We start from the raw sequence: 11,733 nt of genomic DNA, 5'->3' as shown, positions 1-11,733 counted from the left end.
GCTGCCCGCCGCACGGCGTCACGCCCTGTGGCCAGCGCAGGACGCTTCATGCATACTGGCCATCTATGCGGCTCGAGCCCGGGTCCCAAGTAGCGCCGCACCTCACGCTCGTGACCCTCCTCAGGATGGGAGGGATCGGCAGCATCTGGACGGCGCACCACCAGGGGCTCGGCAGGGAAGTCGCCGTCAAGTTCATCTCTGCGTCGCTCGCGACCGACGCGACCGCTGTCGCCCGGTTCCACCGCGAGGGCGCGCTCATGGCGAGGATCAAGAGCCCTCACGTCGCCGAGGTCCACGAGCACGGCGTGGCCGGGAACGGCCTCCCGTACATCGTGATGGAGCTGCTCCGCGGTGAAGAGCTGTCCGACCGGCTCGCGCGCGCCGGGCGCATGTCCCTCACGGAGACAGTCACCCTCGTATCGGAGCTCTGCGCCGGGCTCACCGCGGCGCACAGGCTCGGAATCATCCACCGGGACATCACGCCGGAGCACGTCTTCCTCGCCGACAGCGGCGGGAGCACCTGCGTCAAGCTGCTCGATTTCGGGGTGGCCAGGGGCGACGTCGACCCCGAGGGCACCACGCTGACGGCCACGGGCGCGGTCGTCGGCAACCTCGTTTACATGAGCCCGGAGCAGTTCTTCAACCCGAAGAGGGTCGATGGCCGCTCGGACCTCTGGTCCGTGGCCGTCATGGCGTACCAGGCGCTCACCGGCGTCCCGCCGTTCGAGCAGAAGGGGCTCGAGGCGCTGCTGGGCGCCATCCGGGTCGGCATCTTCCCGCTCCCGAGCGAGCGTTGCGCCGACGTCACGCCCGCCCTCGACGCGTGGTTCGTCAAGGCGCTGTCCCGCGAGCCGCCCGGCCGCTTCTCCTCGGCCGAGGAGATGGCGGACGCGCTGCGCCGGGCCGCCGCCTCCGGGTCGCCGCTTCCGGCACCCGGCCCGACGGACGCGCCTGGCAAGGCGGGCTGACCCCCATGGCGCGCGCCCGCACCCCGAGCCGCTCCAACCACGAGCTCGTGTTCCGCAGCGCCCGCAAGGGCGAGGAGGGCACCCTCGCCACGGTCGCCTACCGCGCGTTCCAGGCGGGCGATCCGGAGGCGTGGCTGCGGTATTTCACCGAGCACGCGCACCTCGCCCTCGACAACGTGATCGTCGCCGAGACCGACGGCCAGATCGTCGGGCACGTCTCCTCGCTCGACCTGACCATGAGCTTCGCGGGCGCGGACGTGCCGTTCCAGGGCCTCGCCTCCGCGGCGGTGCTCCCGGAGTTCCGCCGCCGGGGCATCGCGGATCGGCTCGTGCGCGAGAGCCTCCGCCGCATGCGCCGCCGCGGCGAGGCGCTCACGTTGCTCCACCCCTTCCGGCTGTCGTTCTACCGCAGGTTCGGCTTCGGCGTCTGCGAGCTCCGGGACGTCGTGCGCACCTCGCCCGATCGGCTCCCGGACTCGGTGCTGCGCCGCCACGTGCGGGCCTTCTCCCGCCCTCGTGACGAGCCGCTCATCAAGCAGGCTTACGACGTCGCGCGCACCGACACCACGGGGCAGCTCAAGCGCAGCGAGTACTGGTGGGACGTGCGCGTGTTCAAGCGCTCCCCGAGCGGCGCTGTCTACGTGGACCCGGGCTCCAAGGCGATCGCCGGCTACCTGCTGTTCGACGTCCCGGAGGGCGGCGCCTACGGCGTCCAGCAGCTGCTCGTCCGCGAGCTCCGCGCGCCGACGCCGGGCGCCTACCGCGGGCTCATCGGCTTCCTCGGCGCGCTCGGCGACCAGTACGAGGTCGTGGAGCTCACGCTCCCGCGCGGCTACGGCGCGCCCCTGCTCGACGAGCCCGGCATCCGCGACGAGCCGGTCGTCTACGAGACGGCGGCCCGGCACCCCGGCCTGTGCCCGCCCGGCCACGCGGCGCACCGCCGCAACGTCCTCGGCCTGACGGCGGCCGGCGCGATGGGGCGCATCATCGACGTCCCCGCCGCGCTCGCGCTGCACCCCTCGCCGAGGAAGCACGGCGTCCGCGGCGCCATCGGCCTCGACGTCGAGGATCCGGTGTTCACCGACGCGCCGCGCGCCTTCGACCTCACCTTCGCGGCGCGCGGCGTCCAGACGGCGCCTGGCAGCACGGCGGGAGACCGCCTGTCGCTCTCCATCGAGCGGCTCACGCAGATCTATTTTGGCGCCACCTCGGCGCGCGATCTCCTGAGCCAGGGGTTCGTCGTGGGCAGCGCCAAGGCGGCCGCGCTCCTCGACGCGGCGTTCGCCGGCCCCCCCTTGTTCCTCGGCACCTTCAACGGGTTCTGACGGGCGGCCGCGGCCGTTCTGACGGTCGGCGGGCGGGCGCTCTGACGGGCGGCCGCGGGCGCTCTGACGGGCGGCCGCGGGCGCGGCCGCGCCGGTCAGGCGCCGCGCCGGGCCCGGAGGAAGAGCTTGAGCGAGCGCGACGTCAGCTGCGTCTGTTCGCCGCCGTTGCGCGACTCGGTGGCGGCGTCGTCGTGGGTGTCCACGAGGAGCTGCCAAGGCCTGGGATCATCGGCGAAGGGGAGCGCGAAGCTCATGTCGCCCGGAGACGAGTTGAGCAGCAGGACGAAGTCGTCGTCGACAAGCCGGTCGCCCGACTCGTCCACGTCGTCGAGCCCCTCTCCCGACAGGAACACGCCCAGGCACTGCGTGCACGGGTTGCACCAGTCCTCGTCGGTCATCAGCTCTCCGTCCGGGCGATACCACTGGATATCGTAGGTCTTGCCGCCGCGGATCGGGCGCCCCTTGAAGAAGGTCGAGCGCCTGAGCCCGGGGTGCTCGTGCCGGATGCGGAGACACTTGCGCGTGAACTCCATGAGCGCCCGGGACGGCTCGTCCCAGATCCACGGCTGCCACGTGAGCGGGCTGTCCTGGCAATACCCGTTGTTGTTGCCCTCCTGCGTGCGCCCCCGCTCGTCGCCGTGGAGGATCATGGGCGTGCCCTGCGAGAACAGGAGAGACGCCATGATGTTCCGCATCTGCCGGGCGCGGAGCTGGAGGATCTCGGGGTCGTCCGTGGGCCCCTCGGCGCCGCAGTTCCAGGACCGGTTGTCGTCCGCGCCGTCGCAGTTGCCCTCCCCGTTCGCGTCGTTGTGCTTGTGGTTGTACGAGACGAGATCCGCGAGGGTGAAGCCGTCGTGGGCCGTGACGAAGTTGACGCTCGTGTACGGCTTGCGCCCGTTGTTCTCGTAAAGGTCGCTGCTCCCCGTGAGCCGGAAGCCGAGGTCCGAGGCGGTGCCGCCGCAGCCGCGCCAGAAATCGCGCAGCGTGTCCCGGTAACGGCCGTTCCATTCCGCCCAGCGCACCGGGAAATTGCCGACCTGGTAGCCGCCGGGGCCGACGTCCCAGGGCTCCGCGATGAGCTTCACCTGGCTGAGCACCGGATCCTGGTGGACGATGGTGAAGAAGCTCGAGAGCTGATCGACGTCGTGCAGACCGCGCGCGAGCGCCGCGGCCAGGTCGAACCGGAACCCGTCGACGTGCATGTCGAGGACCCAGTACCGCAGCGAGTCCATGATCAGCTGGAGCGACTGCGGGTGGCGCACGTTGAGGGTGTTCCCCGTGCCTGTGTAATCGAAGTAGTAGCGCTCGCCGCCGGGGACGAGCCGGTAGTAGGTCGGGTTGTCGATGCCGCGCAGGCTCAGCGTCGGGCCCATGTGGTTGCCCTCGGCCGTGTGGTTGTAGACGACGTCGAGGATGACCTCGATGCCGGCGGCGTGGAGCGCCTTCACCATCTCCTTGAACTGCCGGACCTCGGAGGTCACGTCGCTGCCCGCGCGGTAACCGACGTCCGGAGCGAAGAAGCCGATGGTGTGATAGCCCCAGTAGTTCCGGAGCCCCTTGTCGAGCAGGAACTTCTCGTGCACGAAGGCGTGCACGGGCAGGAGCTCGATGGCGGTGATGCCGAGGTACCTCAGGTACCCGATCATGGCCGGGTGGGCGATGCCCAGGTACGTCCCGCGGAGCTCCTCCGGGATCTCCGGGTGCAGCATCGTCAGGCCGCGGACGTGCGCTTCGTAGATGACGCTGCGGTGGAACGGGACGCGCGGGGACCGGTCTCCGGTCCAGTCGAAGGACGGATCGATCACGACGCCGAGGGGGGCGCCGAGCGCCTCTTCCTCCGACATACGGAGGTCCCCGTCCGGCTCGCCGATGACGTGGGCGAACGAGTTCGCATTCCACTGGACCCGGGACGCGAGCGCCTTCGCGTAGGGGTCGAGCAGGCGCACGTGCGGGTTGAAGCGCAGGCCCCGCTCCGGGGCCCACGGGCCATGGACGCGGTAGCCGTACCGCTGCCCCGGCCCGATCTCCGGCACGTAGACGTGCCACACGAAGGAGGTGCGGTGACGCACCGGCAGGCGCTGCTCGTTCCCCTCGTCATCGACGAGGCACAGCTCGACTGCCTCAGCGTTCTCCGAGTAGAGCGCGAACTGCGTACCAGACCCGTCCCATGTCGCACCGAGCGGATATGGATCCCCCGGTCGCAGTCCCTTGCGCTTGTAAATCATGCTGGTCTCCAGGCCGGATGGGCCCCCCCTTTCGGCCCTTGTGATCTAGTGACGTGCGTGGCGATGGCTAGGCGGAGTGAACGCGCCGGCTGCGCATGACGTCGGTCACGGCGTCCGCCACGCTGCGGGCCATCCCCTCTGCGATGCGGAGCGTGTGGGCCTGGTCGCCTTCCGGGGTGCAAACCCTGAGGCGTTCGATCATGTCGGCGAGCCGCCGGGCTAGCTCGCACGCCTCCGCCATGGAGGCTGATGACTCGAGGGAAGTCCTCCGCGGCGGGAGGGTGACCAGCTCTTCGGTCGGCGTCATCGAGGTTGAAATCATGCCGGGCTCCTTGCGCTTCGGGTGATGCCTACAGACAGCTACAGCCGAGAGCAGGCATCGTGCCATCACCGTTCCGGTGCGTTCGCTCACCGCGGACACAACGGTCAGTGGGTACCGGCGGAGCCTGGTACTACAAAAGCGCCACAGGTGGGGCGAATTGTCTCCCACGGCAGAGACCGGATCGTTTGCTGGATAGCCAGACGCCAAAATTGTAAGCACGATGCGCGCCGCCAAGGAAAAGGACCGTGCCGGCTGCCCCGAACGGCAACGTGGCCTGCGCCGGGGGAATGCAGCGGGGCCCCTGATGGATCCGTGCAGAGCGCGGTACGAGCGGACGGGCGTGCAGCCCTCCATGGGCCGATGTTTCGAGGCAGATCTGCCGGTCCACCTTCGCCTGCCGCTCCGCCGTCCCGCCTGCGCCGGCGTTCCCCCGCCCTGCTGTGCCCGCCGCCCGCCGTCCGCCGTCCGCCGCCCGTCGCCCGCCGCCCCGCGGCGAGCTCCGAGGCGTCCTGCCCCAGCGGCGGGTGTCACGTCATCTGCCTGCTGCTGACCCCTGCGAGGGCCCGGCGCTGCTCGCCCTCTACCGAGCGCCGCCGCGGGCTCCGGGCTCCGGGCCTGCGGAGCACCGGTCGCGCACCGCAGGATTGCGACGGGGCAGTCCGACCGTGGTGCGTGTGTGCGCCGGAGGGGGAGACCGCGCGGCGCGCGCTGGAGAGGTGATCTCGATCGCAGCGCCGACCACGTTGCGGCTGTAGCAGTGCTCCGGTGACCAGGTTAGTATCGCCCCGCCGCGGCGGCCGCCGGTCCCATGCGTCGCGGTCGAGAGAGCTCATGATCGGAACACTCCAGGCGAAGATCCAGTATCTCAAGAACAAGAACCTCCACAACTGGCTCGGCGGCTACGCCCGGCAGAGGATCGAGAACGCCCGCGCTCCGCGTCCGATCGGCCCGCGGCACCTCCTCTTTGCGGTCTGCGACCACTGGGAGCCTGGGTGGGAGAACGCCACGCCGGAGGTCGGCGATGCGCGGGTGAGGGCGTGGTCAGAGCGGTATCCCGAGATGGCCAGCGCCTACCGCGACGGGGACGGCCGGCACCCGCGGCACAGCTTCTTCTTTCCGGGGGAGCAGTACACGCCTGGATGGCTCGATGCGCTGGCGGACCTCACGCGCCGCGGATTCGGCGAGGTGGAGCTGCACCTGCACCATCACAACGACACGGAGGAGAACCTGCGCGCCGACATCCTCAGGTACCTGGACATCCTGGGGAAGCACGGGCACTTCTCGCGCGACGCGGACGGGCGCATGCGTTACGGGTTCATCCACGGCAACTGGTGTCTGGCGAACTCCGGGCGGGACTCGCGGAACTGCGGAGTCGACGCGGAGCTCCCGCTCCTGTTCGAGACGGGCTGCTATGCCGACTACACGTTCCCCTCGGCGCCTGACGAGTCGCAGCACAGCATCGTGAATCAGATCTACTGGCCGACGGGCAACCTCGCGCGCCGGAGCGCCCACGCCGTGGGGGCGCGCGCCAAGGTCGGCGAGGTGCTGGAGGACCGTATCTTGATGATCGAGGGTCCGCTCGCGCTGTCGCTGACGCGCCGGGGGAACCGGCCGCGGGTGCGGATGGAATACGGCGCGCTCCAGGCGGTCGACCCGCCGACGCCGGACCGGGTGAAGACGTGGGTGGATCAGAACATCCACATCGAGGGAAGGCCCGAGTGGGTGTTCGTCAAGGTCTACACGCACGGCGCGCCCGAGGATCAAGCGGAGTCGCTGCTCGGCGCGGGGAGCCATACGCTCCACCGGGAGCTCACCACCCGGTACAACGACGGCAAGGAGTGGGTGCTCCACTACGTCACCGCGCGGGAGATGTACAACATCGCGATCGCGGCGCTCGACGGCAAGACGGGCAACCCCGGCGACTACAGGGATTACCGCCTGAAGCCCCCGCCCTGCGCGAGCTGACCTGGAGCGATCTCTCCCGCGAAATCGCTCACCTCCAGGCGACCCGGTAGGCCCCCGGCGAGGGCGCTCGTCGCGCGGCGCCGGGAGGGTTGCTGTTTGAGCCCAAGCAATGTCCTCTAACGACCCGGTAGGCCCCCGGCGAGGGTGCTCGTCGCGCGGCGCAGGGAGGGCTGATGTTTGAGCCCAAACAACGTCGTGTATCCGGCGCGCGAAGCGCGACGGGTACACGACGTCCCAGGCGAGTTCAGCCCTCCCTGCGCCGCGCGACGAGCACCCTCGCCGGGGGCCGAGCAGCCGGCCGAGCCTTAGCCCGCGCCGTGCCGCTCCCCGAGGACCTCTTCGAGGAGCGCGTGATAGCGCTCCCCCACGACGTCCCACGAGAGCGCGCCCACGCTCCCCCGCAGCGCCGCCGGATCCCACGCCGTCTCCAGCGCCCGGACCAGCGCGTCCCCGAGCGCCTGAGGGTCGCCCGCCGGGACGAGCAGGCCGTTCCCCCCTTGCCCCTCGCGCACGAGCTCCGGCACGCCGCCCACCCGGGTCGCGACGACAGGGCGGCCCGAGGCGAGCGCCTCCAGCACGACGTTCGGGCATCCCTCGCGGCGGCTCGGCAGGCAGAACACGTCGCACGCCGCCATGTAGTCCGGGATCTGCGTGGGCAGCGCCCAGCCGAACAGCTGCACGCGGTCCCCGAGGCCGAGCTCGCTGACCCGCGCGCGCAGCGGCTCGAGCAGCTCGCCGCCGCCGACCATCATCAGGTGCACGTCGCGACGGCCTGACCGGTCGAGGTGCGCCATCGCCTCCACGAGGACGTCCACGCCCTTCTCGGGCACGTGATAGCCGGCGTAGAGCACCACCTTCGCGTCCGCGGGGACGCCGAGGCGCTGCCGCGGGGCCGCCCGATCCCGGATCGAGAACCGCTCGCCGTCGACGGCGTTGAGCTGCACGACGACGCGCTCGCGCGGCACCCCGAGCTCGACCAGGCGCTCGCCGAGCGCCCCGCTCACCGCCACCACCCGGGCGCAGCGCTGGAGCGCCGGCGCGATCTGCGCCCGCAGCACGGCGTTCCTCGGCTGCTCGTTGATGTCGCTGCCGAGCACCGTCGTGACGATCGGCACCCCGGCCTCCCGCGCGAACGCCTCCGCGGCCACCGTGTCAGGGTAGGCCCACGCGGCCAGGATCACGTCGTAGGGGAACTCGCGGCGCAGCCCGGCCATCGTGCCCCGGAGCGACGCGTGGATCGCCCGCGCGTGCAGCCGCGGCAGCCCCGGGATCGACCAGTAGGTGGGGAACAGCGCGTCGATGCCGGTGTGCGACTCGCGCGTGCCGCCGAGGAGCTCCCGCGACGCCCCCCGCGCCCGCGTCCACCAGGGCGTCGGGGCCACGAGCCGGATCTCGCAGCGCCGCGCGAGCGCCCTGTACGTGTGATAGCTGTACGGCGCCATCGTCGGCAGCCGCTTCGACGGATAATGATGGGTGAAGACGAGTACCTTCATCGCGCGCTCGCCCGTCACGTGAGGCTGAGATAGAGCTGCTCGTACTTGCGCGTCATCTTCTCGAACGAGAAGTCGTCGCGGACCCGGACGTGCCCCGCCTCGCCGAGCCGCCGGCCGAGCGCCGGATCGCGCGCGAGCCGCTCGATCGCGCCCGCGAGCGCGTCGGGGTCGTCCACCGGGACGAGGAGGCCGTGCTCCTCGCTGCGCACGACCTCCGGCACGCCGCCGACCGGCGTCACCACGACAGGCAGCCGGCGCGCCATCGCCTCGAGCACCGCGAGCGGCAACCCCTCGTCGCGCGAGGGCAGGACGAAGAAGTCGGCCGCCAGGAGCAGATCGGGGACGTCCTTGCGAAACCCGAGGAAGCGCGCCTCCTTGCCGTGAATCCCGAGCTCCCTCGCGAGCGCGTGGATGCGGTCGCGCTCGTCCCCGTCGCCCACGATGAGCACCGTGACGGCGACGCCGCGATCCCTGAGCCGCGCGAGCGCCCGGAGCAGCACGTCGTGCCCCTTCACCGGATGGAACGCGGCCGGCATGATCCCGAGGAAAGCGCCGGCGGACGAGGCCGCGGGCGCCGACGAGGCCGCGGGCGCCGACGAGGCCGCGGGCGCCGACGAGGCCGCGGGCTCCGACGAGGCCGCGGGCGCTGCGTCCGCGCCGAAGCCGAGCTCGGCGCGCACCTCCTCGCGCGTCCGCCGCGCCGGGGTGATGTCGATGCCGTTGTGAATCACAGAGATGTTGCTGGCCACGCCCACAGCGCCGCTCTTGTCGGCGGTGTCCTGCGAACAGCCGACGACGGCGTCCGTCTCGCGCCACTCGAAGCGCGAGGGCACGCGGATGATCCCGCGCGTCTGGGCGTGATCGGTGAAGACCAGTCGCGCCCGCGTGAGCAGCTTGCCGACCGTGGCGTAGTGCAGCGACGTGGGGTTGTGCGCATGAATGATGTGCGGCCGCCGGCGCGCGAAGGCGAGCGCCCCCTGCGCGACCCGCGCGGGCAGGCGCCCGCGCAGCACCGTGACCGGCAGCGCGCGCTGGCGCGCCAGCTCCTCGAGCGGGCCGCCGCGCAGCGCGAGGATGGAGGCGTCGTGGCCGTGGCGCCGCTGCGCCTCGGCGAGGCGCAGCACGAAATGCTCCATCCCTCCGCCGTTCAGACTGCTCACGGCATGGACGATCCGCAGCGTCGAAGTCCCCATGAGGCTAGTTACCCGAATCGGGTCTCCTGTTGAAGAGCAAACAGCACCGCGCCACCGTCACCCACGCTGCCAACACGTATGCCCTGTACGCCAGCGCGCGGTCCACCAGGCGCTCGCCGTCTGGCGCTCGTCGTCTGGCGCGGAGGCCGCGCGCACGCTGGACCACGGTACCACCTCGCGTGGCCGTCACCTCGCCTTTTGATTTGGCGAGCGGAAGCGGCTACTAGACGGGCATGAACCCTGAATTTCGGCGCGCCCTCGACCAGGGCTTGCGCCGCGTGCCAGGCATGGACAGCGCGACGCGGCTGCTCGCCGCGCGGCTCGAGACGGTAAGAGCCCTCCTCGCGCGGCGGCTCGACGAGAACCCGCTGCCCGTGCCGGACGCCGTGACCCCGAGCGAGATCCCGTCGGTCGCCGAGCTCGGCCCGGGTGACAGGGTGCTCGCCGAGCTCGATCAAGACGGCTTCGCCTTCGCGATCCACCCGGCCGACGTCGCGTTCTTCAACCGCCGTAGCGAGAAGATGCCGCGCCTGCGGTACCGGCTGCACGTCGTCCTGCACCGCGGCTACGTCTGCGTCCGCAAGCGCTTTATCGGCCAGCCGAGGAACGCGCCCCTCGACGCGCACCTCTTCGCCCTGCTCGGCCTCTTCTTCTACAATGAAGCGGCGGCGCTCCTCCGCCTGCGCGACCTCCCCAGCGTCCCGAGGGTCCGCGGCATCCAGCTCACGACGCGCACCCTGTTCCTCGACTACGTGCGCGGCCGGACGCTCCAGCACCTCGTCGCCGAGCGCGGGGAGAAGGTGCTCGACATCGACCTCGCGCCGCTCGGGCAGCTGTTCGATCCGGACCGCGACCGGCGGGAGATCGAGGCGTTCGCGCAGGGCGGCGGCGGCGCCTACCGCGGCCGCCTCGAGGAGATCGTCCGGGCGATGAACGCGCGCGGCGTCGCGCCGCTCGACGTCAAGCTGGGCAACGTGCTCGTCGGTGAGAAGACGGGCGCCCTCTACTGGGTCGATTTCGAGCGGGCCGCGCTCGAGGGCACCCCCCGCTACCGCGAGCGCCTCACCGAGCACCATGGCCTCGTGGACCGGTGGTTCGGGCTCTCCCTCTCGGGCGACGGCGGGGCGTGAGGCGCGCCGGACGCGGCAGGTGCGAGCGATGACACGAGACGAAGGCGGGGCGCCGCGGAGCGCCATCGAGCGGATCGGCGAGAAGGCGGGGCGGTCGTGGCCGAGCATCGAGGCGGCCGCGCGGCTCTCGGCGGAGACCCGGGCGCGGCTCGCGACGCTGCTCCGCGAGCAGATCCCGTGCGACACGAGCGCGGTGGTCTTCGGCTCGCTGGCGCGGGGCGAGTACACGACCGGCAGCGATCTCGACTGGACGCTGCTCATCGACGGCCAGGCCGACGAGGGGCACTTCAGCCAGGTCCAGGCGATCACGAAGATCCTGAGGGACGCGAAGTTCCATGAGCCGGGCCCGACGGGCGTGTTCGGCAACGTGGCGTTCAGCCACCCGATCCTCCACCAGATCGGCGGGCAGGAGGACACGAACAAGAACACGACCCAGCGCATCCTGCTGCTCCTGGAGTCGCTCGCGATCGGCAAGCCGGACGCCCACGAGCGCGTGCTCAGGCTCGTGCTCTCGCGCTACGTGGAGGACGATCGCGGGCTGCTCTACGGCAGCAAGCGCGAGATCATCCCGATGTTCCTCCTGAACGACATCGTCCGGTACTGGCGCACCGTCGCCGTCGATTTCGTCTACAAGCAGCGGGAGCGCAGCTCGGGCTGGGCGCTCCGCAACGCGAAGCTCAGGATGTCGCGGAAGCTCATCTTCGTCAGCGGGCTCATCACGTGCTTCGGGTTCGAGCTGTTCGGCAAGGACCGGACGACGTGGGCCGACGAGGGCGGGATCACGACCCCGGCGCTCGTGCGCTTCCTGAGGGAGCGCATCCGGGTGACCCCGCTGGAGAGCCTGGCCGAGGTGCTGCTCCGGCCCTCGGTCTCCGCGGAGACGGCGCGCACGCTGTTCGACAGCTACGATGCGTTCCTCGCGCTCCTGTCGAACGAGGAGGAGCGCGGCCGGCTGAAGCAGCTGCCGCTCGACGAGCACCTCGGCGATGACCCGACCTTCAAGCGGGTGCGGGACATCGGGCGCGAGTTCCAGGGCGGGCTCAACCGGCTCTTCTTCGAGGAGGATCCGGAGCTGCGCAAGCTCATCCAGACGTACGGGGTGTTCTGATGCG

General features: G+C 71.1%; 9 protein-coding genes. 5 read left to right on the top strand and 4 right to left on the bottom strand.

Going from position 1 to position 11,733, the window contains the following annotated elements; translation table 11 throughout:
- Window positions 1–65: 65 nt before the first annotated feature.
- Both WME85_RS09535 and WME85_RS09530 read left to right on the top strand, forming a co-directional pair.
- Entirely contained in the window at window positions 66–968 is a 903-nt protein-coding gene (locus WME85_RS09535) for a serine/threonine-protein kinase (protein WP_437837272.1), read from the top strand.
- Between the two features lie 5 nt (window positions 969–973).
- Window positions 974–2,293, top strand: coding sequence for a GNAT family N-acetyltransferase (locus WME85_RS09530; RefSeq protein ID WP_437837270.1), 1,320 nt, complete (start codon window positions 974–976; stop codon window positions 2,291–2,293).
- Between the two features lie 95 nt (window positions 2,294–2,388).
- Here WME85_RS09530 and glgX read toward each other — a convergent pair whose 3' ends face one another.
- A complete protein-coding gene (gene glgX / locus WME85_RS09525) occupies window positions 2,389–4,518 on the bottom strand; it encodes a glycogen debranching protein GlgX (RefSeq protein WP_437837268.1) in 2,130 nt (709 codons plus the stop codon).
- 67 nt (window positions 4,519–4,585) lie between these two features.
- On the bottom strand, window positions 4,586–4,840 hold the full coding sequence (locus WME85_RS09520) for a hypothetical protein (protein ID WP_436626021.1): 255 nt from the start codon (window positions 4,838–4,840) through the stop codon (window positions 4,586–4,588).
- An 831-nt stretch (window positions 4,841–5,671) separates the two neighbouring features.
- On the opposite strand from WME85_RS09520, the gene WME85_RS09515 reads away from it, so the two are divergent.
- A complete protein-coding gene (locus tag WME85_RS09515) occupies window positions 5,672–6,805 on the top strand; it encodes a hypothetical protein (protein ID WP_437837267.1) in 1,134 nt (377 codons plus the stop codon).
- 305 nt (window positions 6,806–7,110) lie between these two features.
- Here the strand turns inward: WME85_RS09515 and WME85_RS09510 are convergent, their stop codons facing one another.
- Complete coding sequence (locus WME85_RS09510; RefSeq protein WP_437837265.1) at window positions 7,111–8,298, bottom strand: glycosyltransferase family 4 protein; 1,188 nt, start codon at window positions 8,296–8,298, stop codon at window positions 7,111–7,113.
- 14 nt (window positions 8,299–8,312) lie between these two features.
- Window positions 8,313–9,458, bottom strand: a complete 1,146-nt coding sequence (locus WME85_RS09505) for a glycosyltransferase family 4 protein (protein ID WP_437837263.1) — start codon at window positions 9,456–9,458, stop codon at window positions 8,313–8,315.
- Window positions 9,459–9,724: 266 nt separating this feature from the next.
- Between WME85_RS09505 and WME85_RS09500 the strand changes: the two genes are divergently transcribed.
- Both WME85_RS09500 and WME85_RS09495 read left to right on the top strand, forming a co-directional pair.
- A complete protein-coding gene (locus WME85_RS09500; RefSeq protein ID WP_437837261.1) occupies window positions 9,725–10,621 on the top strand; it encodes a hypothetical protein in 897 nt (298 codons plus the stop codon).
- 28 nt (window positions 10,622–10,649) lie between these two features.
- The gene (locus WME85_RS09495) at window positions 10,650–11,729 is read left to right on the top strand and encodes a nucleotidyltransferase domain-containing protein (RefSeq protein ID WP_437837259.1); all 1,080 of its coding nucleotides are present in this window, start codon (window positions 10,650–10,652) and stop codon (window positions 11,727–11,729) included.
- Window positions 11,730–11,733: the final 4 nt, after the last annotated feature.

The organism is Sorangium sp. So ce1153 (assembly GCF_051521595.1).
In the GTDB taxonomy this organism is placed as follows: domain Bacteria; phylum Myxococcota_A; class Polyangia; order Polyangiales; family Polyangiaceae; genus Sorangium.
Note: the sequence above shows the minus strand (reverse complement) of the source record. Positions and strands in the feature narration are given on the sequence as shown.

Bases quoted from the DNA above. Each gene is read 5' to 3' on its own strand.
- WME85_RS09535 (WP_437837272.1), top strand. From the start codon at position 66: ATGCGGCTCGAGCCCGGGTCCCAAGTAGCGCCGCACCTCACGCTCGTG.
- WME85_RS09530 (WP_437837270.1), top strand. From the start codon at position 974: ATGGCGCGCGCCCGCACCCCGAGCCGCTCCAACCACGAGCTCGTGTTC.
- glgX (WP_437837268.1), bottom strand. From the start codon at position 4,518: ATGATTTACAAGCGCAAGGGACTGCGACCGGGGGATCCATATCCGCTC.
- WME85_RS09520 (WP_436626021.1), bottom strand. From the start codon at position 4,840: ATGATTTCAACCTCGATGACGCCGACCGAAGAGCTGGTCACCCTCCCG.
- WME85_RS09515 (WP_437837267.1), top strand. From the start codon at position 5,672: ATGATCGGAACACTCCAGGCGAAGATCCAGTATCTCAAGAACAAGAAC.
- WME85_RS09510 (WP_437837265.1), bottom strand. From the start codon at position 8,298: ATGAAGGTACTCGTCTTCACCCATCATTATCCGTCGAAGCGGCTGCCG.
- WME85_RS09500 (WP_437837261.1), top strand. From the start codon at position 9,725: ATGAACCCTGAATTTCGGCGCGCCCTCGACCAGGGCTTGCGCCGCGTG.
- WME85_RS09495 (WP_437837259.1), top strand. From the start codon at position 10,650: ATGACACGAGACGAAGGCGGGGCGCCGCGGAGCGCCATCGAGCGGATC.